Genomic DNA, 25,100 nt, shown 5'->3' with positions numbered 1-25,100 from the left:
TAAGACCCCGACACGATGCAAGATAAAAGCCCGTCTGCCGCACAGGCCTGGTCCGGCCGCTTCAACGAACCTGTTTCGGAACTGGTCAAACGTTACACAGCGTCAGTGGACTTTGATCGCCGCCTGGCCGAATTCGACATCCAGGGCTCGCTCGCCCATGCCGGCATGCTTCATGCCGTCGGCATCCTGAACATAGACGACCTTTCATCCATTCGCAAGGGCTTGCAGCAAATTCTGGAAGAAATCCGCTCCGGCCAGTTTGCCTGGTCTCTCGACGCGGAGGATGTCCACCTCAACATTGAAAAGCGCCTCACCGCGCTGGTGGGCGATGCCGGCAAGCGCCTGCATACCGCCCGTTCGCGCAACGACCAGGTGGCCACCGATGTCCGCCTGTGGCTGCGCAGCGAGATCGACGCCCTGTCCGTGCTGATCCGCAATCTGCAGGCCGCCCTGCTGGATCTTGCCGAGCAGCACAGCGACACCGTGATGCCAGGCTTCACCCATCTGCAGGTCGCCCAGCCGGTTTCTTTCGGCCATCATCTCATGGCCTACTTCGAAATGCTCAAGCGCGACGGCGAACGCCTCGCCGACTGCCGCAAGCGCGCCAACCACCTGCCCCTGGGCGCCGCCGCGCTGGCCGGCACCAGCTACCCCATCGACCGCGAAATGGTAGCGCGCGAACTGGGCTTCGACGGGGTGTGCGAGAACTCGCTGGACGCAGTATCCGACCGCGATTTCGCCATCGAATTCACCGCCTGCGCCGCACTGATCATGACCCATCTTTCGCGCCTGTCGGAAGAACTGATCCTGTGGATGAGCCCGCGCTTCGGCTTCATCGACATCGCCGACCGCTTCTGCACCGGCTCCAGCATCATGCCGCAGAAAAAAAATCCCGACGTGCCGGAACTGGTGCGCGGCAAGACCGGGCGCGTCACCGGCCACCTGGTCGCGCTGCTGACCCTGATGAAAGCCCAGCCGCTGGCCTACAACAAGGACAACCAGGAGGACAAGGAACCGCTGTTCGACACCGCGGACACCCTCAACGCCACCCTGCGCATCTACGCCGACATGATCACCGGCATCACGGTCAACAAGGATGCCATGCGCCAGGCCGCTTTCCAGGGCTATGCCACGGCCACCGACCTGGCGGATTACCTGGTAAAAAAAGGGCTGCCATTCCGCGACGCGCATGAAGCCGTGGCCCGCGCGGTGCGTTATGCCGAAAGCCGGAAATGCGACCTGAGCGAACTCACCCTGGCACAGCTCGCGGAATTCTCGCCCCTGATCGGCGAGGATATCTTCGCCGTCCTGACGCTGGAAGGCTCGCTCAACAGCCGCAATCACATCGGCGGCACCGCTCCGCAGCAGGTCCGGCTCGCCATACAAAGAGCCAGAAAAACCCTGGGGGCATAGCAAATGGAAGGACTCTTTTCACCTGAATGGGCAGAACGCTTCACCACTCAATGGAATGCCAATCCAGACATGGTGGAGCCGCTGGCAGCGGCCAGCTTCGATTCAGTCATCGCCTTTGGCTTCATTGATGCAATCCATCCGGCGGTACTGGTGGAAGTGAAAAATGGCAGAATCGAGCAGGCGGGGCTTCACAACGCGGCCAATAGCCCTGCCGCCAACTGGGATCTGCGCGCGACACCCGAACAATGGGCTAAATGGAAAAAAGAAGGGCTCGGCATCGCCGGCCTGGGCGTGGCAGTCGCCAGCGGGCAGCTGCATTTCAGGCATGGCGATTATCGAAAAATGATCCGCACACCCCAACTGGCGGGGCCGTTCCTGAAGTTCTTCACGCTGCTATAAACCAGACTCGCGAAGGGGGATAGAACCCGTCACGGAAGATGCAACGCGAACACGGCACCCTTCAGCGCGCCACCGTTCTGCAACGTCACAAAACCCTTTTTCCCCTGGCTATGATGCAGCGCAGCGGCAGTGACGGAAAAATACAAACCCAATCCCGAGTTTCCTCCGCGCAGATCGAGTTTTGTCCGGGCAGCCTCCGCTGACAATATTCCGGACGGAAAACCGGGGCCATCGTCTTCGACCCGGAAGCACAGATAATCACCCTCTTTAGCCGCGCTAACGCGGACCTTCCCTGTGCTGAAGCGCAAGGCGTTGTGAACGGCATTGAGCAAGATGCCACGCACGATTTCCCGGTCGAAAAATCCGTACAGTGCTTCCCCTCCCGCCACAACCAATTCTGCCGCACGTTGTTCGCCCAGCAGAGGCCTGAGCTCGAGCACAACGTCCTGCAGCAGTTCAGCCGCCTCATGGTAAGCGATATCGAGCTGATAATGCCCCTGGGCAATGCGGTAGAGGCCAAGCAAGCGGGCCAGCTGCCGGCCGATCCGTGCACTACCCTGATCAAGCCGGTTTAATGCCGTCTGGGCGGAAGTGTGCTCCCTGACCCAGTCTTCCCGGCTCACTTCCTCGACTGCGCTCTGCAACAGGAACAGCTGATTCTTGACTTCATGGATGCCCGAGGCAAACAGGGAAGCGAAATCAAGCGTTGCCAGTGACTCGGGCCGGCCTTCCGGGGAGATCACTTCGTGACTCCGAACTTGCTCGCAAGATCCTTGTAAATTGCTGCCAGCGTAAGGTATTTCTTGTGCTGGGGGTCGCGCTGTTTCACGGTATCCAGATATTCCTGCACGGTGGCCGCCAGCCGCTCGTCCCAGCCAGTCTGGCTCAGATAAGTCAAAATCGCGTGGGCGGCATTGAGCACCACCACGTTATTGGCCTTGAGCTGATCGGCAGCCTGCATCAACAACTCGACCGAGCCCTTCAGGTCGCCCGCCTGGGCCAGCTTCACGGCGCGGTTATTGAGCGCAATCACTTCGCGCGAGGAATTGTGGATCAGCTCCTTGCCATGGTCATGCATGCCCATGCGCTGGAACATCTGCTCCGTGCGCTTCAGCACGGCCGGGTTGTCATGATTGTTCTTGACCAGATCCTGAGTGATTTTTTCGCCCGCCGCCTGGTCGCCTTGCTGATAACAGGCACGCACCATATCCAGGGCCAGGGACTCCGGTTTTTCACCCGCCGCGCCGAACAGCGAACGCGCTTCGTCGAATGCGCGCTCAGCCGCTTCCTTGTTGCCGGCCTTGCCGTGAATCATGCTGTCCATCACGGCGGCATGCAGCATGACCTGCGGAGATTTTTCAAATACCTTGCGAGCATTGCCCATGACTGTCAAAGCCTGATCGTACTCACCTTTTTCAAGAAAAGTGCGGCTCAGGTTGGCGAAATCCTCGGGCTCGGTGAAAGAGGAAAACTTGCCGAATTCCAGCACGGCTTCAAACGCGCCCTGCGCAGTATCCAGATCCTCATTTTGGTAGGCGCTTTCGCCCAGGTCTTTCTGCCGCTGCAATGTCCGGGGCGACCTGGCCACCCCTTCCATCAGCACCCGCTGTGCCGATGCCTCGTCTCCCAGGGCGGTGTAAGCCTTGGCCAGCCAGTCATAAGCGGACAAATAATTGGGGTGATCGGCAATAATCTGCTTGAACCCTTCCGCTGCCGCTGCGTGGTTTTCCAGAAAATACCGTGCCTGGGACAGGCCCATTCTGGCCCAGGGAATTTCGCGCATGGCCAGAATATGTTCATAAACCTGGCTCGCGCTCGCGAATTCCGAAATCAGCAGCAGCAACTCGCCCTTGAGGCGCAACACATCGAGCAGATAGGGGCCAGCGGCCTGCAAACGCTGATCGCACACCTGCACCGCCTTGCGTATTTCCTGACGTTCCATCAACTCGTAGATCGGCGCCAGGAAAGCTTTTTTGTGTGCCAGGCGTTCGAGCCGGGTGCGCAACACCTCGCCGCTGAAAGGCTTGATCAGATAGTCGTCCGGCGCCAGTTCAACTGCACTGACCACTTTCTCGTAGCCTCGTTCGGCGGTCACCATCATGAAAATGGTGGTATTCCGGATCAGGCGCCGCCGCTTGAGCTCTTCCAGCAATTGCTGCCCATCCTTGGCTTCACCCAGTGAATAGTCGCAGAGAATGATGTCGTAGTTGCGATGCTCGATCTTGTTGATCGCATCCGCCGCATTCGCCGCCATGTCGACCTTGACGCCGCCAAAGGTGGTGATGGTGATGCGCATCGAGGAACGCACGCCGATGATGTCGTCGATAACCAGAAAGGTCTTGTTCTGGAAATCGATCGGCGCATTTTTCGGACCGGGAAAAGCTGACATACGCTAGGGCTTCAGTTCCAGCGCTTCTCCCGCCTGCTCGCTCACATAGCGGCTCAGGGAAGCGAACAGTTCGCTGCCGTCGCGCGTGTTGCGCCAGGCGTTGTCCTTCCAGAGATAGTGGTAACCTCCGGATTTTGCCGCCACCCATAGCTCCTGAGTGGCGGACTGGCGATTGATAATGATTTTGCTGCCGTTATCAAATTCGAGTTCGAGGATGCCGGCGGTGGTTTCAAAATCGATATCCGCGCCACTCGTTTCGACGGACTGTTCGATTTGAGCCAGAGTGGTTTCCACCAACAGGTTGAATTCGCTTGAGGTCATGAGTGGTACCGTTATGTTAAAATTTCGTGCTGAATTACTGAGGAAGAATACTATGCGGCCTGTTTTGATGCTAGTTCTGTGCGGCCTGCTGCTCGCCAGCTGCGGCCATAAAGGCCCGCTTTACCTGCCTCCGCCTCCCGCTGCTCCGCAACAGGATCAAAAATGAGTACCTTTCAACGCATCAATGGCGAACTGCACGCCGAATCCGTTCCCCTGCACGACATCGCCGCTACATTCGGCACCCCCTGCTACGTCTATTCCCGCGCTGCGCTGACCCAGGCCTACCAGGCCTTTGACAACGCGCTCGCGGAGCGGGCGCACCTGGTGTGCTACGCCGTCAAGGCCAATCCCAACCTGGCCATTCTCAACCTGTTCGCCCGCCTCGGGGCAGGTTTCGACATTGTGTCCGGCGGCGAACTGCAACGGGTATTGGCAGCCGGCGGCAATCCGGGGAAAGTGGTGTTCTCCGGCGTGGGCAAGACGGCGGGTGAAATGCGCCAAGCCCTCGAAGCCGGCATCCTGTGCTTCAACGTCGAATCGGAAAGCGAGCTGCTGCGGCTCAACCAGGTCGCGGGCAGCCTGGGAAAAACCGCGCCGGTGAGCCTGCGCGTCAACCCCGATGTCGACCCCAAGACCCATCCCTATATTTCCACCGGCCTCAAGGGCAACAAATTTGGTGTCGCCTACCAGGATGCCCCGCGCCTTTACCGCCTGGCCAGCACCCTGCCGCACATTTCCATCCAGGGCATCGATTGCCATATCGGCTCGCAAATCACCGAAGTCTCGCCTTTCGCCGATGCGCTCGACAAGGTGCTGGACCTCGTTGACCGCCTCCAGCAGGACGGCATTGCCCTGCACCATCTGGACCTTGGCGGCGGGGTAGGCATTCGCTATCAGGACGAAACCCCGCCATCGCCGGAGGAATATGCAAAAACCCTGTTGGCGCGGCTTGGCAAGCACCGCCACAAAATCATCATCGAGCCGGGCCGCGCCCTGGTCGGCAACGCCGGCTTGCTGCTCACCCGGGTGGAGTACCTGAAGCATGGCGAAACCAGGAACTTTGCCATCGTCGATGCCGCCATGAATGACCTTGCCCGCCCCGCCCTGTATGACGCCTATCACGCCATCCTGCCGGTCGTTTCCGCCACTGGCGCTACACAAAACTACGAAATCGTCGGCCCGGTGTGCGAAAGCGGCGACTTCCTCGGTCACGACCGCAGCCTGACGCTGGCCGAGGGTGATCTGCTGGCGATCATGTCTGCCGGGGCCTACGGCATGAGCATGAGCTCCAATTACAACACTCGCCCGCGTGCCGCGGAAGTCATGGCGGATGGGTCCAGTATCCACCTGGTACGCGAACGCGAGCAGATCGCCCAGCTTTTCGCCAGCGAAAAACCGCTCCCGGAATAAGCGTCTCCGGTGAAAAACATGGCCGCGCCACAAGTTCAGCGCTCCCTGCTGACCTTCATCCTCGCACCGGCGCTGGGCGCGCTGGCGGTTTTCGGCTTCGCGCCCTTCTACTGGTTTCCGCTGCCCATACTGGCCCTGGCCGGGCTTTTTTTCCTCTGGCACAAAGCCACCAGCGCAAAGCAGGCCGCCCTCGAAGGCTTCACTTTCGGCCTGGGGTTTTTCGGCACCGGGGTGAGCTGGATTTATGTCAGCCTGCATGATTTTGGCGGCATGCCACTCGCCGCGGGGGTGGCAGCCACCTCTCTGTTCTGCGCATTACTGGCACTTTTCCCGGCACTGGCGGGCGGGCTACAGGGGCGCTTCAAATCTGCTCCATCCGCTCTGCGCCTGATGGTGCTGATTCCCGCCCTGTGGGCCCTGAGCGAATGGTCGCGAGGCTGGGTCCTGACCGGTTTTCCCTGGCTGGCGGTGGGATATTCACAAGTCCCGGCCAGCCCCTTGTCCGGCTTCGCCCCGCTGCTCGGGGTTTATGGCGTTTCGCTGGCAACAGCCATCTGTGCCGGGGCGCTGGCCAGCCTCGCGGCAGGCAAGCAGCGCCGCCGGGCGGCCGCTGCGCTCATTCTCGTGCCATGCGCCGGGTGGGCGCTCAGCCAGGCGCAATGGGTCGAACCTGTCGGCGAACCGGTGGCCGTTTCACTGCTGCAAGGCAACATCGAACAGGATATGAAATGGCGCCCGGAAAAGGCGCGTGCCACGCTGGACACCTATGCCCGCCTGGCGGCAGAGAGCCGTGGCCGGCTGATCATCATGCCGGAAACCGCCCTGCCCATGTTCATCGATGACGTGCCCACGCTCTATCTCGAACAGCTAAAAACATTGGCGCAGCAGCGTGGCGGCGACGTGGTATTCGGCGTTCCCGAGGCAGGCACGCCCGCCGAATATTTCAACAGCGCATTCAGCCTGGGAACATCACCGGCGCAAACATACCGCAAATCGCATCTGGTCCCCTTTGGCGAGTTCCTGCCGCTGCGCCCCCTGCTCGACTGGGTGCTGAATATCCTGCACATTCCCCTCTCCGACTTTTCCCGCGGCGCCGAAGTGCAGCAGCCGATGTCCGTTACCGGGCTGAAACTGGCAGTGGACATCTGCTATGAAGACGTTTTCGGCGAGGAAATCATCCGCCAGCTGCCACAGGCAACCATGCTGGCCAACCTCACCAACGACGCCTGGTTCGGGCACTCCATCGGCCCCTGGCAACATCTGCAGATTGCCCAGATGCGCGCCCTGGAAAGCGGGCGCACCATGCTGCGCGCCACCAATACCGGCGTAACGGCCATCATCAACCCACGCGGGATGGTTGAACAACAAGCCCCGGTTTTCACAACCACGATTCTGGAAGTTCAGGCGCAAGCCTTTCAGGGCAGCACGCCTTTCGTCCGCTTCGGCAATCTGCCCGCGCTGCTGCTGATGGCCTTGCTGCTCGTTGCGACATGGCGATTCAGGCGTTGAGCTGGTTCTGCTACCTGCTGGAATGCGCCGACGGCACGCTTTACACCGGCATCACCAATGATCTGGACAAGCGCCTCGGCGCGCATAACGATGGCACGGCCTCAAAATACACCCGCTCCCGCCTGCCAGTGCAGATGGTTTATACCGAGCCCCACGCCGACCGCGCTTCCGCCTCACGGCGCGAAGCGGCGCTCAAAAAGCTGAACCGCGCGGCCAAGCATGCGCTCATGGCGAGCAGTGCGAAAAACTGAGGCAGGCTTCCCTATCCAGCCAAACGCAAATACAATGAACCGTGATCGAAAGATCATCTATTTCCGGGCTGATCCGGGTCGACAAGCCTCATTGACGCCATACGCGTAACCAAACCGAAGGAGCCACAACATGAAATTGCACTATCTGGTTGCCGCAGCATTTTCCACTTCCATCGCCTTTCCCGTCATGGCCGATGACATGGCCAAATATCAGGACGAAGCCCGCAAGGTTGTGAAAGAGTTTGCCACTCAGCTGGGCGGTGAACTGAAAAAGGAAATGGAAGCCAACGGCCCCGCCTCCTCCATCAAGGTATGCCGCGACATTGCCCCCGCCATCGCCTCCCAAGCCTCACGCAAGAACGGCTGGCACGTGAGCCGCGTATCGCTGAAAGTGCGCAATCCACTACTCGGAACACCCGATGCATGGGAACAGAAAGTTCTGGTGGATTTTGACAAGCGCCTGGAAAAGGAAAACCCGGCCAACATGGATTTCGCCGAAATCGTCACCGAGCCGCAGGGCAAATATTTCCGCTACATGAAAGCGATCCCGCTGCAGGACGTCTGCCTCAAGTGCCACGGCACGGATGAGGTCCGCGCTCAAGCTGCAAAGGATATCCTGACAACAGAGTTCCCCCACGACAAGGCCACCGGCTACACCCTGGGCCAATTACGCGGCGCATTCACCATCAAGCGTCCGCTGTTCTAGGTTTAATCCAATGGGGCGGGTTCTCCGCCCCATTCCCGGCCTCCCTGAAATGCAGCTCCCGTAGGGCGCAATAACCGTAGGGCATTGCGCCGCATGTCAAATGCCCCGATACTCGCCCCATGCCTGATTACCGTCGAGCCTGGCATCCGGGCGGAACTTATTTTTTCACTGTCAATTTGCTGCAACGGCACGGAAACGACCTGCTCACGCAGCATATTGATTTGTTGCGGCAAGCTGTTCGCGCTGTGCGTAAACGCCACACTTTCCACATCCACGGCTGGGTGGTTTTGCCCGACCACCTGCATTGCGTGATCGAGTTGCCACCAGAAGATGCGGATTTCGCGACCCGGTGGCGATTGATCAAAATGGGCTTTTCCAAGGTGATACCGCGCGGCGAGAAATTATCCGCCGTGCGCGTCCGCCGGGGCGAGCGAGGCATCTGGCAACGACGGTATTGGGAACACCTGATTCGGGACGAGGCGGATTACCGGGCGCACATGGATTATGTGCATATCAACCCGTTGAAACATGGGTTGGTCAGGCGTGTAGCCGATTGGCCTTATTCGACGTTTCACCATCTGGTTGCCGAAGGTGTCTATCCGCCGGATTGGGCTGGCGGAGACGAAAGGGGGTTGGGTTACGATGATTAACATTCGGCGCAATGCCCTTCGGTTATTGCGCCCTACGCGGGCTGCTTTCCGGAGCCAGATGGTCAATGACTACTGGCGGACGGTTGGGGAATTGCGCCACCAGCTCCAGCTTGCCACCCATCGCCTCGACATAACGACGCAAGGTGGAGAGCAGCATGTCGCTACGTTTTTCCAAACGTGAAATCGTGTCTTGCCCCACGCCCAGCGCGGCAGCGAGATCTTGCTGCGTTTGCGCCACGGCCAGGCGCAAGTCTTTCAGTGTCGCCAATTCACCGGCGCGCGCCTCAATGGCGGTCAGGCGTTTGGCTGGTAGTTCGGCCAGCAGGTGATCAAGATTTCTTGCCATGTTTGTGCTCCTTGCCCGTTGCGGCCAGATGTGCATCAAACCGCGAGTCTGCCAGCGAAATCAGCCGTTTGTAAAAGCGCCGTTGGTCCGAGCCGCCCTTGTCGCCACCGACCAGCAGAATCGCCTGCCGTGCCGGATCGAAGGCAAAGGCAACGCGCCATACTTCGCCTGCCCAGCTGAAGCGCAACTCTTTCATGTTAGCGTGCCTCGACCCCTTCAACGTATCCACTGTCGGACGCCCCAAGCCGGGGCCGAAATCGCGCAGCAGCAGAGCGTGAGCAAGCAGTTCGTCCTGCAAGGATTCGGCCAGCAGCGAAAACTCAGCGGCAAAATCGTCGTGGAAGAGGACAGCCCATCTCATGGGCGAATTATGGACTTAATGCCATATATATTCAAGCTGGATGCACAGGCTCTTCCAAGCTTCAGCAGGAATTTCCCCGTACCCCTGAAATACAGTAAAATCAGCGCTTTTTGGCGGCTTCCTTCCTTCATGCTGACTTTCCAGGACATCATTCTCACGCTCCAGCGCTACTGGGCCGAACGCGGTTGCGCCTTGCTTCAGTCCTACGACATGGAAGTCGGTGCCGGCACCAGCCACACCGCCACCTTCCTGCGCGCCATCGGCCCAGAGCCATGGAAGGCCGCTTACGTGCAGCCCTCGCGCCGCCCCAAGGATGGGCGCTATGGCGAGAATCCCAACCGGTTGCAGCACTATTACCAGTTTCAGGTGGTTCTCAAGCCTGCCCCGGAAAACATCCTGGAGCTGTACCTCGGTTCGCTGGAAGCGCTGGGATTCGACCTGAAGAAGAACGATATCCGCTTCGTCGAGGACGACTGGGAAAACCCGACCCTCGGCGCCTGGGGTCTGGGCTGGGAAGTGTGGCTGAACGGCATGGAAGTGACCCAGTTCACCTACTTCCAGCAGGTGGGCGGCATCGACTGCAAGCCCATCACCGGCGAAATCACCTACGGCCTGGAACGCCTGGCCATGTATCTGCAGGGCGTCGAAAACGTGTTTGACCTGACCTGGACCAAGGGGCTGACCTACCGCGACGTTTATCACCAGAACGAGGTAGAGCAGTCCACTTACAACTTCGAGCACAGCGACGTGGAATTCCTGCTCACCGCCTTCAATGCTCACGAAAAGCAGGCCAAACACCTGATGGAACAACAACTGGCGCTGCCCGCCTACGAGCAGGTGCTCAAGGCCGGCCACTCCTTCAACCTGCTGGACGCACGCGGCGCCATCTCGGTCACCGAGCGCGCCGCCTACATTGGCCGCATCCGCAATCTGGCGCGCAGCGTCGCCCAGAGCTACCTGGATAGCCGCGCAAGACTAGGCTTCCCGATGGCTCCAAGGGAATGGGCTGACGAAGTCCTGGCAAAACTGGAAGAGAAGGCGGCATGAATATGAACAATCTTCTGGTTGAACTGTTTGTCGAAGAACTGCCGCCCAAGGCGCTCAAAAAACTGGGCATCGCCTTTTCCACCAGGCTGTTCGAATCTCTCAAGACACAAGGACTGGCGAGCGAAGAATCGAGCGTCACCCCCTACGCCTCGCCGCGTCGTTTGGCGGCGCATATCACGCAAGTCGCTACTCAGGCGGCCGACAAGCCGATATCGCACAAGCTCATGCCGGTGAGCGTGGGGCTGGATGCCAATGGCCAGCCCACCCAGGCATTGTTGAAAAGGCTGGCGGGCATGGGACTGGATGCTGGAATCGTGTCCCAGCTCAAGCGTGAAGGCGAGGGCAAGGCAGAAGCCTTGTTTTTCGATACCGAAGTGCAGGGGGCGACGCTGGCCAATGGCCTGCAACAAGCGCTGGAAGCCGCACTCGCTGCGCTGCCCATCCCGAAAGTGATGACTTACCAGCTGGCAGATGGCTGGAGCACCGTCAATTTCGTTCGCCCGGCGCATGGCCTGGTCGCGTTGCACGGCGCGGACATCGTTCCGCTCGCCATCCTTGGCCTGAGTTCCGGCCGCATGACCCGGGGTCACCGCTTCGAGGCCGCTACTGCCGCCATTTCGATCCAGGATGCAGACAGTTACGAGAGCCAGATGGAAAGCGAGGGCGCAGTCATTCCCTCCTTTGAAAAACGCCGCGCCGACATCGTGCGCCAGTTGCAGGATGCCGCCGCCAAGGCCGGCCCCAACCTGAGGCCGATTGATGACGATGCCCTGCTGGACGAGGTGACCGCACTGGTGGAGCGCCCCAACGTGCTGGCAGGCCAATTCGAGGAGGAATTTCTGGACGTGCCGCAGGAATGCCTGATCCTCACCATGAAGGCCAACCAGAAGTATTTCCCCCTGCTCGACGCGGCAGGCAAGCTGACCAACCAGTTCCTGATCGTGTCCAACATCCGCCCCTCCGACCCTAGCGCCGTGATCGGCGGCAACGAGCGGGTGGTGCGCCCGCGACTCGCCGATGCCAAGTTCTTCTTCGACCAGGACCGCAAAAACACGCTGGAGTCCCGCGTGCTGAGCCTGGCCAAGGTCGTCTATCACAACAAACTCGGCTCGCAAGGTGAACGCGTGCAGCGCGTCTGCGCCATCGCCAAGGCCATCGGCCAGCAACTGGGCGACGAAGCGCTCGCGCTCCAGGCCGAGCAGGCCGCGCTACTCGCCAAGGCAGACCTGCTGACCGATATGGTCGGCGAATTCCCGGAACTACAGGGCATCATGGGCCGTTATTACGCGCTACATGATGGTCTCGCTACCGATATCGCCGATGCCATTGAGGATCACTACAAGCCGCGCTTTGCTGGCGACAGCCTGCCGCGCGGTCAGGTTGGCACCGTCGTGGCACTGGCCGACAAGCTGGAAACGCTGGTCGGCATGTTCAGCATCGGCCAGATTCCGACCGGTGACAAGGACCCATTCGCGCTACGTCGCCATGCACTGGGCGTGATTCGCATGCTGATGGAGGGAGATATTCCTCTCAAGATGGAGGAACTTCTTCGTGCATGTTGCATGATCATGGATCAAATGATTGAGAACCAGATTGGCACAACCACTCGTGGCTCTGACAAGGCGGCCTTCGCTCAAAACCTTGATCCGGCGAACTCTCCTGTTCTGGGCAACTTGCTAGAATTCTTTAACGACCGTCTCGCCGGCAGCCTGCGCGAGCAAGGCTACACGGCGCAGGAAGTTGATGCCGTAGTGTCGCAACGTCCGCAGCGCCTGGGCGACATACCCAAGCGCCTCGCCGCCGTGCGCACCTTCGCCGGTCTGCCCGAAGCCGCCGCCCTGGCTGCCGCCAACAAGCGCATTCAGAACATCCTAAAAAAGACCGAGGCCCCGAGCGGCGACGCCGACCCGGCACTGATGACGGACGCCGCCGAACTCGACCTGCTGGCTGCGGTAAACCAGCTCGCACCCCAAGTCGCGGCCCTGCTCCAGAACGAGGACTACACCGGCGCCCTGACTCAATTGGCAGGCGTGCGTCAGGCAGTGGACAACTTTTTCGACGGCGTGATGGTGATGGTGGATGAACCGCTGATACGCAACAATCGCCTCGCCCTGCTCAAATCCCTCGGCGGCCTGATGAACCAGGTGGCGGATATTTCCAAACTTGCAGCTTGATCGTAAGGAGTGAAGAGTGATGAGTGATGGGCCTAAGCGGTGCATGGTGGTTTTACCCCTCACCCCTCACCCCTCACCCCTCACCGAAAAATCATGAAACTCATCATTCTCGACCGCGATGGCGTGGTCAATTTCGACTCCGACCAGTTCATCAAGAGCCCGGATGAATGGAAGCCCATTCCCGGCAGCCTGGAAGCCATTGCCCGCCTCAATCAGGCGGGCTACCGCGTGGTGCTGGCCACCAACCAGTCGGGCATCGGCCGCGGCCTGTTCGACATGACCACGCTCAACACCATTCACGACAAGATGCACAAGGCCCTGGCCCAGGCGGGTGGACGCATCGATGCACTATTCTTTTGCCCGCACACGGCGGACTCGAAATGCGATTGCCGCAAACCCAAGCCGGGCATGTTCGAGGAAATCAGCAAACGCTTCAATATTGAACTGGCTGGCGTGCCCGCCATCGGCGATTCGCTGCGCGACCTGCAGGCAGCGGCAGCCATGGGTGCGCAACCCATCCTGGTGCGCACCGGAAAAGGTGAAAAGACCCTGTCCGCGGGCGGCCTGCCGGAAGGCACGCCGGTGTTCGCCGACCTGGCTGAAGCAGTGCAGTACCTGATCTCGCGCAACGCATGATGACCTGGCTGCGCTCCTCCCTTTATGCGCTGGGGCTACTGGTCACCACCCCGCTTTTTTCCGTCCTCGCCCTGCTGGCCTTCCCTTTGCCCCCCCTCACCCGCTCGCGCTTCATAGCACTATGGTCGCGAATCATGCTGTGGTGGATGAAACTCACCTGCGGCCTGTCTTATCGGGTTATTGGAACGGAAAACATACCCGGTCATCCCTGCATCATTCTCGCCAAGCATCAGTCGGCATGGGAAACCATGGCATTCCAGTGTGTCTTCCCGCCGGTGGTATGGGTGATGAAAAGGGAATTGCTCAGAATTCCGTTTTTCGGCTGGGGCCTGGCCATGACCAGCCCGATCGCCATAGATCGCAGCGCCGGAAAAGAAGCGCTCAGGCAGATCACCGAGCAGGGCAAGGCACGGCTGGCAAAAGGCTTCTGGGTGGTGGTTTTTCCTGAAGGCACGCGGGTCAGGCCGGGCGTCAGCGGTAAATACAATATTGGCGGCGCCTTTCTCGCCACGCACAGCGACGCAACGGTCCTGCCGATAGCGCACAATGCCGGCGAGTTCTGGGGCAAGAATGCTTTCCTGAAACACCCTGGCACCATCACACTGAGCATTGGCAAACCCATTCAGGCAGGCGGGATGAAAGCCGGCGCGCTGAACAGCCAGGTGGAAACATGGATTGAACAGGAAATGCAGCACATCGCGCGCGACTTTGAACGTGGACCGCTTGCGCCACCGCCTCATTCTCGGTAACGAGGAAATATCCTACCTGCTGCTGCGCAGTTCGCGGCGGCGCAGCATCGGTCTCAGAATCGACCCCAGCGGATTGATCGTCAGCGTCCCCGCACGCCTGCCACAGCATGAAATGGAAAAAATTCTGGCGCAGAGATCCGCCTGGATTCTCGCCAGGCTCGATGCAATGCGCATCCGCGCCACCCCGCCCATCGTCTGGCAGACGGGCCAGATTCTGCCTTTCCTCGGCAGTCCGATCGAGTTGTCAGTCGAACATGGCGGCGCCAGGAGCAAATTGCTGCTCGCCGAAGGCGTGCTGCGCGTATTCATGCCGGAAAAGTGCGGCCCCGATGCGCTGGCAAGCAGGGTTCTGCAATGGTACCGGCGCGAAGCCCTGGCATTTTTTCAGCACCGGGTTAGCGCTTATGCCCGCCAGCTTGATGTCGAGGTGTCGAGGCTAAGCCTCAGCAACGCCCGTACCCGCTGGGGAAGCTGTACCAGCACAGGCGCCATCCGCCTCAACTGGCGCCTGATCAAGGCACCGCCGCCGGTCATCGATTATGTCGTGGTCCACGAACTGGCCCACCGCATCGAAATGAATCATTCGCCCGCCTTCTGGCGGACCGTGGAACAGGCGTGCCCGGATTTCAGCGAACTGCGCGGGCTCCTGAAAATTCATGGCTCGGACTACCACCAGTTCTGAACCTCACCCCCATCACCTTTACACCTGTTTACGACGGGGTTTTTTCTGCCCGCCAAGCGCGCTATGATGAAAAAAATCGCAGCGCACATCACCGTTACATCACCTGAGCGAGAACCCCTCACATGCGTCTCCTGCACACCATGATCCGCGTCGCCGATCTCGACAAATCCATTGCCTTCTATACCGAAGTCCTCGGCATGCGCCTGTTGCGGCGAAAAGACTATCCAGCGGGGCGCTTCACCCTGGCCTTCGTGGGCTATGGCGATGAAGCCGAAAACAGCGTGATCGAACTTACCCATAACTGGGACACAAGCGCTTATGATCAAGGTAACGCTTTCGGCCACCTGGCGATCGAGGTGGAAGACGCCACCCGGGCCTGCGAGGAAGCACGCGGGCATGGCGTCCGGGTGGTGCGCGAAGCCGGGCCGATGAACGCGGGCACCACCATCATCGCCTTCATCGAGGACCCGGACGGGTACCCGATCGAATTCATACAAAAAAGCAGTGCACACAAGTAACAACAGTTGGGGGGAGAATCAAAATGAAACCTAGCGTTCTGCGCAATCTGATGCTGTCATTCCTGGCACTTGGCCTGGTGATGGGCGGGGTGTTTCCGGTGTTTGCCAACCTGTTCGTGGAGTGGAAACCCGGCATGCTGGTGTGGTTCGTGGTCAGCGCACTGGCCGCGGGAGCCATTGTCGGGCTGGCCAATTACTGGCTGGTGAACTGGGTGCTGCTGTCCAAGCTGCGGCGCATCTCGCAAGTGGCCACGGCCATCAGCAACAAGGACATCAGCCATACCTGCGGCATGGAAAGCCACGACATGATCGGTGAAATCATCCATGGCTTCAACAAGATGGCAGAGAACCTGCGCGAGCTGATTGGCGAAGTGGCGACCATGAGCGGCCACGTCAACCGTGATGCCAACACCATTCAGGGACTCATGGCAGGGGTGCGCCAGCGCTTCGACGCCCAACAGCAGACCGTTGCCAGCATCAACTCCAGCACTGAAACCCTGTCGGAAACCGTGGCGCAAATTTCCGGTAGCGCCAGCCAGGTTTCCGAGGCAGCGCGCACAGCTTCCAATCTGGCCCAATCAGGCGGCAATATCGTGCAGGAAACCATTCAGGGCATGCGCCGGATCAACGAATCAGTCACCCTCGGTTCTTCAGCCGTGGATAGCCTGGGCCGCAAGTCCGATGAAATCGGCGCCATTGTAGCGGTGATCAATGGCATCGCCGAGCAAACCAATCTCCTCGCCCTGAATGCCGCCATCGAAGCAGCACGCGCTGGCGAGCAGGGCCGCGGTTTCGCGGTAGTGGCCGATGAAGTGCGCAAGCTGGCGGAAAAAACGGCCCAGGCCACCCAGGAAATCAGCGGCATGATCCAGAGCGTGCAGCAGGAAACCCAGAATGCCATTTCCACCATGCAAAGCGGCACCGAACAAGTGCGGGGCGGCGTGGAAAAGGCGACCGAAGCGGGCCGGGCATTACAGGAAATCGTTCTCAGCGTGGAACGGGTTTCGGAAATGATCGAACGTATCGCCACCGGAGCAGCATCGCAGAATCAGATGGTGTCCGAAGTTCGCGGCCATGTCGATGAGATCAGCCAGATGGTGCAGGACGCTTCCGTCGACACCATGAGCGGCGAGCAGGCCACGAGAGAACTGGCCAACCTCTCGGCGGAGCTAGATCAGGTGATCAAGCAATTCAAATTGCGCTAGCCCGGGCGGCAGGTCGCTGAAGAAGCAGACGTTGTTGCGGCCATTGCGCTTGGCCTGAAACATGGTGTGATCGGCGACGGCCATCAGCGACTCGGCGCTGCTGGCATCATCAGGGAATACGGCGAAACCGGCACTCAGCGTCGGCATGACTTCCTGCCCCTCCACCGCTATCGCCTGCCGCCCCGCCTCCATCAAGCGCTTGGCGATGTGCCGCACATCCGCTTCCTGTGCGGTATCCGGCAGTAGCGCCACAAACTCGTCCCCTCCCCAGCGGCAAAGCGTGTCCATTTCCCGCATGGCGCCCTGCAATCTTTGGCTCATGGTCAGCAATACGGCATCCCCGGCCTGATGCCCGAGCGTATCGTTGATCTGCTTGAAATGATCCAGATCGATAAAGCCCAGGGCAACTTTTGAACCGTTGCGCTGGGCACGGACAATCGCCTGCTGCAAGTGGTCATGCAGCAACACACGGTTTGGCAGGCTGGTCAGGGGATCATGCAGAGCCAGCCGGGTAATCCGCTTCTGCTCCAGATAGGATGCCGTGACATCGCGCAGGATGCCGCGCATGCAGGTGACCTGTCCCTGTGGCGAACGGTGCGCGAGCAGGCGCGCTTCGACCCACAAATATTCCCCGCTCTTTCTGCCCAGGCGGAATCGCAGGGTTTTTCCCGGCCCTTGCGGCGCGCCTTCCAGCTTGCCCAGCGTGGCGGTAACTTCCCCCTGGTCGTCGGGATGCACAAACTGCAGCAGCGACTGTTCATGCGGCACGCGCCCCGACTTCTCTCCGCCACGCAGTTTCTCCCAGCCGGCACTGACATTGGTCAGCTTGCCCTGTGGCGTCATATCAATAATCGCCTCTTCCAGCAGATCGAGCGTATCCAGCATGGTCTGGCGGCGTGCCTCGGCCTGCGTCTGAGCAGTCACGTCGCGGATCAGCGCGACCAGATGCATGTCCTGGCCGCTCTCGGAAGGAACGGTTTGCAGCCTGCCGGTAAAATACTGGTCGCCCAGCGCATCTTCGAGCGCAAAACTCACCACTTCGCTTTTACCGCTGCCCAGCACATCCGGAGCGGCATCCAGCAGGGTCCGCGCCATGCCGGCGGGCAAAGCCGAGCTCAGCGAGGTACCGGGCTGGCATGAAGAGGGCAACAGGCTGTGGTCAGACCAGAGATTGTGAATCTCTCCTCCGGCATTGAACTCGATCACGATATCTTCGGTGGCGCCCACCAGCACCCGCAAGCGCGACTCGCTGGCTCGCAGGCTATGTTCCATGCGCTGCCGTGCCAGCATGGCGGAGAAGTTGCTGGCCGCAACGCACAAGACATCGATCTCCATCGGCAGCCAGTCGCATTTCGCGCGCGGACTGAAGAAACCGAGAAATCCGGACATTTCTCCAGCCACCAGGAGGGGAATGCACATCACACTGCCGATGCGCATCCTTTTGAAAAGGTTGAACTCGGGCGCGGGCAGTTCAGACATGTTCTTGACCAGCACCATGCCGATATGCAGCGTATCGTTGAGCAGGTCATAATTTTCATAGTCCAGGCTCTGCAATCCGGTGCTGTCAAGCGGGCTGGCAGACCACAAGGAGCACAGCTGCGCCCGCGGGCTGCCATCCTCGCCAGGCTGGTTGAGATACAGGGCGCAATGGTTGATGCGCGCGGCGCCCGCCAATAGCCGCAGCACTTCCTCCCAGCTTTCTTCCCCCGGATCTTCGAGCAGCAGATTGGTGACACGCCCGAGGACATCGAGGTAAGAGCGGTACAATCCGAGCTCATCCGGCATGGCCTCGAAATCCAATGCATCCAGACCGGAAGGCCCGCTGCTCATGCCTTCCGGTCCAGGTGATTCACGATTCGCACATAATCCTGCACGCCCAGATTCTCGGCTCGCAACCCCGGGGCAATGCCTAACTGCTCGAAATCGGCTGGCTTCAAATAAGTGTGCAGCGTATTTTTCAGCGTCTTGCGCCGCATGGAGAATGCCGCAGTGACAACCTGCCCCAGCAGGCTTGCATCGCAAACCGGAAATGGCCGCTCGCTCCATGGAATCATGCGTACCACCGCCGAATCCACCTTGGGCGCGGGTGAAAAGGCCTGCGGCGGCACGTGCAGCAAATTTTCCATGGCAAAATAATATTGCAGCATCACCGACAGACGGCCATAGGCAGACGTGGACGGTTCCGCCACCATGCGCTCGACCACTTCCTTCTGCAGCATGAAGTGAAGGTCGCGAATTAAGGATACATGGTCAGCCAGATGGAACAGGAGCGGTGTCGAAATGTTGTAGGGCAGGTTGCCGGCCACACGCAGCCCGCCGCCCAGGCTGCCAAAGTCGAACTTGAGCGCATCGCAGGCATGCACCGTCAGACGTTCGGGCGCATATTCCCGATGCAGCCGCGCCACGATGTCACGGTCGATTTCCACCACGTGCAAGTGGCGCAAGGTCTTGAGCAGCGGCTGCGTGATCGCTCCCAGACCGGGCCCGATTTCCACCATCATGTCATCAGGCTGGGGCCGGATGAGCGCGACGATATCGGCAATGACCTGGCGGTCGATCAGGAAATTCTGGCCAAAACGTTTTCTGGGGATATGCTTCATTGCCGCACCATCGCACTTGCCATATCCAGCGCCGCCAGCAGGCTGCCCAGATCGGCCTTGCCGCTGCCGGCCAGGTCCAGCGCCGTGCCATGATCCACCGAAGTGCGGATGATGGGCAGACCCAGCGTCACATTCACGCCGCCGCCAAAGCTGGCGTGCTTGAGCACCGGCAGGCCCTGGTCATGGTACATCGCCAGCACGCAGTCGCATTCGGCCAGCATGCGGGGGGCAAACAGGGTATCTGCCGGCAATGGACCGCGCAGGTCCATCCCCTCTGCGCGCAAGGCTTCCAGCACGGGAGAAATGACCTCGATTTCCTCGCGCCCGAGATGTCCGCCTTCTCCGGCATGCGGATTGAGGCCCGCCACCAGGATGCGCGGGCGGGCAATGCCGAAGCGGGTAATGAGATCGTGATGCAGGATGCGAATGACCTCGGCCAGGCTTTCCCGCGTAATGGCGCCGGCAACGGCCCGGAGCGGCAAGTGCGTTGTCGCCAAGGCGACGCGCATCGCACCGCCGCAGGGCAGAGCAGGGGCCACACGAAGTGGGGATGCGACCCCGGAGGCGGCTGCAACGCCTGCGTCCGGCGGTGCCGAGCCATACTCGCGGACGCTCACATCCCGCTGCGCGGGGCCCTGCTCGCTGCTCGCAGGCGTCCCGCCCGCCAGCATCATCACCACCCGTGACGTGCCGGTTTTTTCAGCCAGAAACTCGGTATGCCCGGTAAAAGGGATGCCCGCATCGTTGATCACGCCCTTATGCACCGGTGCGGTCACCATGGCATCGAAAGAGCCGTTCAGGCATCCCTCCACCGCCAGGCGCAGGGTCTCCAGGACATAGGCGCTGTTGGCCGGATCAAGTTTACCGGGCTGGACTGGCGCAGCCATGGGGACATGCATCACCTCGAGTACGCCGGACGGAGCGGCCTGGTCGGCGAACGGCGCATAATCCATGATGGCCAGTGGCAATTTGAGCGCCTTGGCACGGGATGCCAGCAGGGCTTTGTCCGCCAGCACGATCACCCGCATCGGTACATGCTGCTGGGCGAGCAGCACGCACAGATCCGGGCCAATCCCGGCGGGTTCGCCTGCTGTGAGTGCAATAATCGGTGGGTTTGTGGCCAATGTTCGGGTTGCCCGGAATGTCTTTATTTCTCTTCCAGCCGGTACTCGACATAAGCCCGGTCACGCAACTGGCGCAGCCATTCCTGATAGGCCTCATCGGCCTTGCGGGCGCGAATTTCCTGGCGAGCCTGCAGGCGTTTGCGCTCCTTGCTGACATCTTCGTCGCGGCGTTCCTGCACCTGAATCAGATGCCAGCCGAAAGGAGAACGCACCGGCTCGGACAAAGCACCCAGCTTGAGGGCATTCATGGCCTTCTCGAACTCCGGCACCGTATCGCCGGGAGATAACCAGTTCAAGTCGCCGCCACGACTGGCCGATCCATCTTCGGAGTGAAGCCGCGCCTGTTCGGCAAAATCGGCTCCATTGTCCACGCGCTCCCTGATTTGCAGGGCGCGATTTTTGGCGTCCAGCTCGGACATGACTTCATTTACCTTGATCAGAATATGGCGGGCGCGGGTCTGCTGCACCACGAAAGGCGCATCCTTGCCGCGCTTGTCGAGTAGCTTCAGAATATGAAAACCGTTCGGGCTGCGCAGCACCTGGCTGCTATCGCCGGTTTTCAGCGCCTCCAGCGCCTCCACGAACAGGGCGGGCAACTGGCCGGCAGGACGCCAGCCGAGGACGCCACCCTGAATCGCATCGGCCGCATCGGAGTAGCTGGCGGCAACCTGCCTGAAATCCTTGCCTGCCCGCAGCTCATCCTGCGCCTGCTGCGCCTTTGCCTTGTATTTCTGCAACTGTTCCGGGCTTGCCTGTTCCGGCACCCGGATCAGGATGTGCGCCAGGTTGAACTCGTTGCCTCCGCCCAATGCTTCGCTGCGCGAGCTCAGGTAGTTTTCCACTTCCCCATCGCTTACTGCGATGCGGTTATCCACCTCCCGTTCCCGCAAGCGCGCCATGGTGATTTCCTTGCGGATTTCCTCGCGGAATTTGCCGAAATCCACGCCATCCTTTTCCAGGGCAGCGCGAAACTGCTCCTGGCTGAGCCGATTCTCCTGCGCGATACGCTGCAAGGCGGTTTCGAGTTGCGCGTCGTCCACCTTGACCCCGGTCTCCTGCGCGAACTGCAACTGTACGCGTTCCATGATGACGCGTTCCAGCAGTTGCTTTTCCAGCACTTCCCGCGGCGGCAGGGGCGTCCCCTGTTTCTGCAACTGTTGGGTCACCATGCGCAAACGCTCATTGAGTTCAAGCTGGGTAACGACATCACTGTTCACTACCGCCACGATGCGGTCGAGCGTGGTCACCCTGGCGGACACGGTGTCCGCGGCGGGGGAAAGCGCACTGGCCCCCAGCAGGGAAACGCCAAAATAGATGGAAAGCAGCTGTTTTCTAGTACTGTTCATAAGTTGTGGCCGGTGAAGAAAGTTGATGGGCCGGAGAAAATCCGGAAATGTTCCGTTTCAGTATATCCAGTGGATTGGAGCCGATTTTGCCCATGCCGAACAACTCAAGCTGGAACAAAATCGAATTGCTGGTCTCCGAAGTGGCGGTGGCAAACTGGTGTATCACCGCGCGTGCCGCCCAGCAACCGCCATTATATTCAAGCCCGGCCAGCCCCTCCAGAAGCCGGTTGTCGAGGAAGGAAAAATTTAAGCGTCCCACTCCATGCCAGCGGCCATGTATTGGCCATTGGGAGGAAATATCCACCTGCTCCAGCGCATCGCGGGTAAAGCGGTAGCCCAGATTAAGCACCTTGCCCACTTCAGGCTGGTAGCGCACGCCGATATTGCTCTTCTCGAATTGCTGCCGGCCAGTGTTGTACTGCAACCCGGTATCCACGCTCCAGGTTTGCGTCACCCGGCCGCTGAATGCGGCCAGGATATCGGAAGACTTGTCACTGCGCGCGACCCCGCCCGGCAAAACCACCTGCTGATCATTGAAGTAATAGCGCTGGCCGATGGTTGCGCGCATCCATTCCTGGCCGGAGGCCGGGTCGAGCAGGCGGGATGTCAGCGCGGCGGTCAGCTGGTTTGCGTCATTGATCCGGTCGCCGCCGATAAACTGGTTTTCCGAAAATATCTGCGCGTAGTTGAAATCCGCCAGCGCCGAGTCGAAATTGGGTAGCTGGCTTTGATCCTGATAGGGGACGTAAAGGTAGTACAGCCGAGGTTCCAGGGTCTGCAAATATTCGTTGCCGCGCAAAGCCCAATCCCGTTCCATGAAAAGTCCGCTATCAAGGCTGAGGATGGGCAGGGTACGGGTCAGGTCCGACACGCCACCGGGATTGTTTTCCGTCAGCGTATAGCGGGTATGGTGCACCCCGATCTTGGGTGTGACAAAGGCAAAGCTCTGATTCAAGGGCAGGCTGATGCTGGGATAGAAGGAAAAACGTTGGCCATTGAGCAGCGTGGGATGGCTAAAATCCGTCCACTCGCTGGCCAGGCCCAGATCCACTGCGGGAAAATTCCGCCACACACCATTGAGCAGCATCTGCGGCAAGCGGCTGTATGGCGGGGTAATGGGCGCCTCCGGATCCTGCAGGGTCTGGAAGCTCTGCACCCGCGTCAGGAAGCTCAGGCCATAACCGTTGTAAGCCAGCGTGCCCTCACGCGGCAGGTTGACCTGGGAAGTTGTGGCGATCGTACTATTCAGGTCGCGAAAATAATTGTCGTCCGAAACCTTCTGTATATTCAGCGCGCCCGACCAGCCCGCGCCCAGCGACTGCTGGTGATTGAGCAACAGATTGTAACGATCGGTTCCGCTCAGGCTGTCATTGGGCAGAAATTCGAGATTGCTTATGCCCGCATAGCGCTGATCCAGATAACGGTACTCGCCGCGCAGTTGCAGACCGCGCCTGCTCAGAATGCGCGGCGTCAGCGTGGCATCCCGCCCGGGTGCAATATTCCAGTAATAAGGGAGAGAAAACATGGCGCCGCTTTTGTCGCTGCTGCCAAAAGTGGGCGGCAAAAAACCCGACTTGCGTTGATTGTCGAGCGGAAACTCCATCCACGGCGTATAGAGGATCGGTACGCCCTTGAACACCACGCTGGCATGGTAAGCCGTTCCTACCTGGACAGTGCGGTCCAGTTCCATGGTGTTGCTGCGCATGAACCAGTCATTATTATCCGGGCTGCAAGTGGTGTAGGTTCCATCCGTAATGTTGTATTTGTTTTTCCCGGCGAATTCCAGGTTACCGGCTGCTCCGTGCGCATCAGGCTGTGTCATTTGATAAACCGGCTGACGCATGTAACCCTGGTGCGTACCCAGCTTCATCCTGAGCTCCGGCCCGGTCACCAGCGAATCTTCCTGTTCGATGCTCACATTGCCCAGGGCATGAACTTCGTCGTCCGCCTGGCGGTAGGTCAGGCGATCGGCATTCACCACCTGCCCCCGCTTGCGCAGTTCAACCTCGCCCTCCGCCTCGATCTCGACATCCTGCTGCCCCGACATGCGGTCGGCATCAAGAAAGACCGGCGTCTGCTCTTCTTGCGGAAAGACTGAAATGAGCGTGGTTTGCTGACGCAACTCAAGTGCGCCGTCTTCGGCATGAAGTGCGACAGGCACGGTCAGCAGGGCAATGACGGTAATAGGGAGGCGCGTGCGCATTATTATTGGAGTGCTTCGAAGAGGTGCTAAAATCGCACAATTTCACGAATTAAGCAAATCCACAAATGACGCGCACTGAACTCATGCAAGACTGGCTGCAGCAGCAATTTCCAGATGGCGGCTGGCGCATCGAACCGGCGTCGGCTGACGCCAGTTTTCGCCGCTACTTCCGCGTCACGGCCAATGGCGCCAGCCATATTGTCATGGATGCCCCGCCCCAGCACGAAGATTGCGCCCCATTCCTGCATGTGGCGCAGATTTTCGCAAGGGCCGGGGTGCATGTGCCGGAAATCATTGCCCAGAACCAGCAGCAGGGTTTTCTGCTGCTTTCCGATCTGGGGCACACCACTTACCTGGAGGCAATCGACGACAGCAATGCCGATAACCTTTACATGGATGCGATCGACGCCCTGATCAAAATCCAGTGCGCCAGCAGCCCAGGCATTCTGCCTGCCTATGACGATGCACTGCTGCGGCGCGAATTGCAGCTATTTCCGGAATGGTATGCAGGCAAACACGCCCGGATCGAATTGAGCAGTTCGCAGCGCGATGTGCTGGAGCGCAGCTTCTCCCTCATCGTGCTCAATAACCTGGCGCAGCCCCAGGTCTACGTCCACCGCGATTACCACTCGCGCAACCTGATGCAGTCCGCCCCCAACCCTGGCGTGCTCGATTTTCAGGACGCAGTGTACGGCCCCATCACCTACGACCTTGCCTCCCTGCTCAAGGACGCCTACATCCGCTGGGATGAAGAACACGTTCTGGACTGGTGCATCCGTTACTGGGAACGCGCCAGAAAAGCGGGCCTGCCGGTGAACACGGATTTCCATGATTTCTACCGCGATTTCGAATGGATGGGCGTACAGCGCCACATCAAGGTACTGGGCATCTTTGCCCGGCTCTGCCACCGTGATGGCAAGGACGGCTATCTCAAGGACATGCCGCTGGTCATGACCTACCTGCGCAAGGCGTGCGAACGTTACAGCGGCCTCGGCCCACTGCTGCGCCTGCTGGACGAACTGGAAAACCGCCAGGCAGCCGTGGGATACAGTTTTTGAAGG

Annotated in this window: 25 protein-coding genes; 15 read left to right on the top strand and 10 right to left on the bottom strand. The window is 59.9% G+C overall.

The genetic code is table 11. The features are described from left to right. Positions 1-15: 15 nt before the first annotated feature. Entirely contained in the window at positions 16-1,413 is a 1,398-nt protein-coding gene (gene argH, locus WC392_12610; GenBank protein MFA5243207.1) for an argininosuccinate lyase, read from the top strand. A gap of 3 nt (positions 1,414-1,416) precedes the next feature. Then, positions 1,417-1,812, top strand: a complete 396-nt coding sequence (locus tag WC392_12605; protein ID MFA5243206.1) for a hypothetical protein — start codon at positions 1,417-1,419, stop codon at positions 1,810-1,812. A gap of 29 nt (positions 1,813-1,841) precedes the next feature. Here the strand turns inward: WC392_12605 and WC392_12600 are convergent, their stop codons facing one another. Genes WC392_12600 through cyaY form a run of 3 tightly spaced genes read right to left on the bottom strand, consistent with a single transcriptional unit; the run spans position 1,842 to position 4,522 of the window. Further along, positions 1,842-2,555 (bottom strand): HAMP domain-containing sensor histidine kinase, encoded by a 714-nt coding sequence (locus WC392_12600; protein MFA5243205.1) that lies wholly within the window; start codon positions 2,553-2,555, stop codon positions 1,842-1,844. Further along, complete coding sequence (locus tag WC392_12595) at positions 2,552-4,201, bottom strand: response regulator (GenBank protein ID MFA5243204.1); 1,650 nt, start codon at positions 4,199-4,201, stop codon at positions 2,552-2,554. Before WC392_12595 ends, WC392_12600 begins: the two co-directional genes overlap by 4 nt. A gap of 3 nt (positions 4,202-4,204) precedes the next feature. Continuing rightward, positions 4,205-4,522, bottom strand: a complete 318-nt coding sequence (gene cyaY / locus WC392_12590; protein ID MFA5243203.1) for an iron donor protein CyaY — start codon at positions 4,520-4,522, stop codon at positions 4,205-4,207. A 162-nt stretch (positions 4,523-4,684) separates the two neighbouring features. On the opposite strand from cyaY, the gene lysA reads away from it, so the two are divergent. From lysA to WC392_12565, 5 genes are all read left to right on the top strand, one after another. Further along, positions 4,685-5,932 (top strand): diaminopimelate decarboxylase, encoded by a 1,248-nt coding sequence (gene lysA / locus WC392_12585; GenBank protein MFA5243202.1) that lies wholly within the window; start codon positions 4,685-4,687, stop codon positions 5,930-5,932. An 18-nt stretch (positions 5,933-5,950) separates the two neighbouring features. Then, complete coding sequence (gene lnt, locus WC392_12580; protein ID MFA5243201.1) at positions 5,951-7,441, top strand: apolipoprotein N-acyltransferase; 1,491 nt, start codon at positions 5,951-5,953, stop codon at positions 7,439-7,441. After that, positions 7,423-7,692, top strand: a complete 270-nt coding sequence (locus WC392_12575; protein ID MFA5243200.1) for a GIY-YIG nuclease family protein — start codon at positions 7,423-7,425, stop codon at positions 7,690-7,692. The genes lnt and WC392_12575 overlap by 19 nt, the downstream gene beginning before the upstream one ends. Positions 7,693-7,822: 130 nt before the next feature. Further along, complete coding sequence (locus WC392_12570; protein MFA5243199.1) at positions 7,823-8,398, top strand: DUF3365 domain-containing protein; 576 nt, start codon at positions 7,823-7,825, stop codon at positions 8,396-8,398. A 119-nt stretch (positions 8,399-8,517) separates the two neighbouring features. Next, the gene (locus WC392_12565) at positions 8,518-9,048 is read left to right on the top strand and encodes a transposase (GenBank protein ID MFA5243198.1); all 531 of its coding nucleotides are present in this window, start codon (positions 8,518-8,520) and stop codon (positions 9,046-9,048) included. A gap of 22 nt (positions 9,049-9,070) precedes the next feature. Here the strand turns inward: WC392_12565 and WC392_12560 are convergent, their stop codons facing one another. Next, positions 9,071-9,394 carry a helix-turn-helix domain-containing protein gene (locus tag WC392_12560; protein ID MFA5243197.1) on the bottom strand — a complete coding sequence of 108 codons (324 nt, stop codon included), beginning with the start codon at positions 9,392-9,394 and terminating at the stop codon, positions 9,071-9,073. After that, complete coding sequence (locus tag WC392_12555; protein ID MFA5243196.1) at positions 9,378-9,755, bottom strand: type II toxin-antitoxin system RelE/ParE family toxin; 378 nt, start codon at positions 9,753-9,755, stop codon at positions 9,378-9,380. Before WC392_12555 ends, WC392_12560 begins: the two co-directional genes overlap by 17 nt. A 129-nt stretch (positions 9,756-9,884) precedes the next feature. On the opposite strand from WC392_12555, the gene glyQ reads away from it, so the two are divergent. From glyQ to WC392_12520, 7 genes are all read left to right on the top strand, one after another. Further along, positions 9,885-10,802: a glycine--tRNA ligase subunit alpha gene (gene glyQ, locus WC392_12550; protein ID MFA5243195.1), complete on the top strand. Its 918-nt coding sequence runs from the start codon at positions 9,885-9,887 to the stop codon at positions 10,800-10,802. Beyond that, a complete protein-coding gene (gene glyS / locus WC392_12545) occupies positions 10,799-12,976 on the top strand; it encodes a glycine--tRNA ligase subunit beta (GenBank protein MFA5243194.1) in 2,178 nt (725 codons plus the stop codon). Before glyQ ends, glyS begins: the two co-directional genes overlap by 4 nt. A 93-nt stretch (positions 12,977-13,069) precedes the next feature. Further along, positions 13,070-13,612: a D-glycero-beta-D-manno-heptose 1,7-bisphosphate 7-phosphatase gene (gene gmhB / locus WC392_12540; protein MFA5243193.1), complete on the top strand. Its 543-nt coding sequence runs from the start codon at positions 13,070-13,072 to the stop codon at positions 13,610-13,612. After that, positions 13,612-14,361 carry a lysophospholipid acyltransferase family protein gene (locus WC392_12535; protein MFA5243192.1) on the top strand — a complete coding sequence of 250 codons (750 nt, stop codon included), beginning with the start codon at positions 13,612-13,614 and terminating at the stop codon, positions 14,359-14,361. The genes gmhB and WC392_12535 overlap by 1 nt, the downstream gene beginning before the upstream one ends. After that, positions 14,288-15,043, top strand: a complete 756-nt coding sequence (locus tag WC392_12530) for a SprT family zinc-dependent metalloprotease (GenBank protein ID MFA5243191.1) — start codon at positions 14,288-14,290, stop codon at positions 15,041-15,043. Before WC392_12535 ends, WC392_12530 begins: the two co-directional genes overlap by 74 nt. Before the next feature lie 122 nt (positions 15,044-15,165). Next, positions 15,166-15,561 (top strand): lactoylglutathione lyase, encoded by a 396-nt coding sequence (gene gloA / locus WC392_12525; GenBank protein ID MFA5243190.1) that lies wholly within the window; start codon positions 15,166-15,168, stop codon positions 15,559-15,561. Between the two features lie 23 nt (positions 15,562-15,584). Further along, entirely contained in the window at positions 15,585-16,766 is a 1,182-nt protein-coding gene (locus WC392_12520; GenBank protein ID MFA5243189.1) for a methyl-accepting chemotaxis protein, read from the top strand. On the opposite strand, the gene WC392_12515 is transcribed toward WC392_12520, so the two are convergent. From WC392_12515 to WC392_12495, 5 genes are read right to left on the bottom strand one after another with little or no spacing between them, the layout of a single operon-like run. Further along, positions 16,731-18,596: a diguanylate cyclase gene (locus WC392_12515; protein ID MFA5243188.1), complete on the bottom strand. Its 1,866-nt coding sequence runs from the start codon at positions 18,594-18,596 to the stop codon at positions 16,731-16,733. The two genes, WC392_12520 and WC392_12515, sit on opposite strands and share 36 nt — an antisense overlap. Then, positions 18,593-19,366 carry a 16S rRNA (adenine(1518)-N(6)/adenine(1519)-N(6))-dimethyltransferase RsmA gene (rsmA, locus tag WC392_12510; protein MFA5243187.1) on the bottom strand — a complete coding sequence of 258 codons (774 nt, stop codon included), beginning with the start codon at positions 19,364-19,366 and terminating at the stop codon, positions 18,593-18,595. Before rsmA ends, WC392_12515 begins: the two co-directional genes overlap by 4 nt. Continuing rightward, positions 19,363-20,490 carry a 4-hydroxythreonine-4-phosphate dehydrogenase PdxA gene (locus tag WC392_12505; protein MFA5243186.1) on the bottom strand — a complete coding sequence of 376 codons (1,128 nt, stop codon included), beginning with the start codon at positions 20,488-20,490 and terminating at the stop codon, positions 19,363-19,365. Before WC392_12505 ends, rsmA begins: the two co-directional genes overlap by 4 nt. 23 nt (positions 20,491-20,513) lie before the next feature. Next, positions 20,514-21,836, bottom strand: coding sequence for a peptidylprolyl isomerase (locus tag WC392_12500; GenBank protein MFA5243185.1), 1,323 nt, complete (start codon positions 21,834-21,836; stop codon positions 20,514-20,516). Beyond that, entirely contained in the window at positions 21,823-24,039 is a 2,217-nt protein-coding gene (locus WC392_12495; GenBank protein ID MFA5243184.1) for an LPS-assembly protein LptD, read from the bottom strand. The genes WC392_12500 and WC392_12495 overlap by 14 nt, the downstream gene beginning before the upstream one ends. 65 nt (positions 24,040-24,104) lie before the next feature. Between WC392_12495 and WC392_12490 the strand changes: the two genes are divergently transcribed. After that, positions 24,105-25,097, top strand: coding sequence for a phosphotransferase (locus WC392_12490; protein ID MFA5243183.1), 993 nt, complete (start codon positions 24,105-24,107; stop codon positions 25,095-25,097). Positions 25,098-25,100: the final 3 nt, after the last annotated feature.

Origin of the sequence: Sulfuricella sp., from assembly GCA_041651995.1 — a bacterium.
GTDB lineage: Bacteria > Pseudomonadota > Gammaproteobacteria > Burkholderiales > Sulfuricellaceae > Sulfurimicrobium.
The sequence above is the reverse complement of the archived record's forward strand: the minus strand, read 5'-3'. Positions and strand labels throughout refer to the sequence as shown.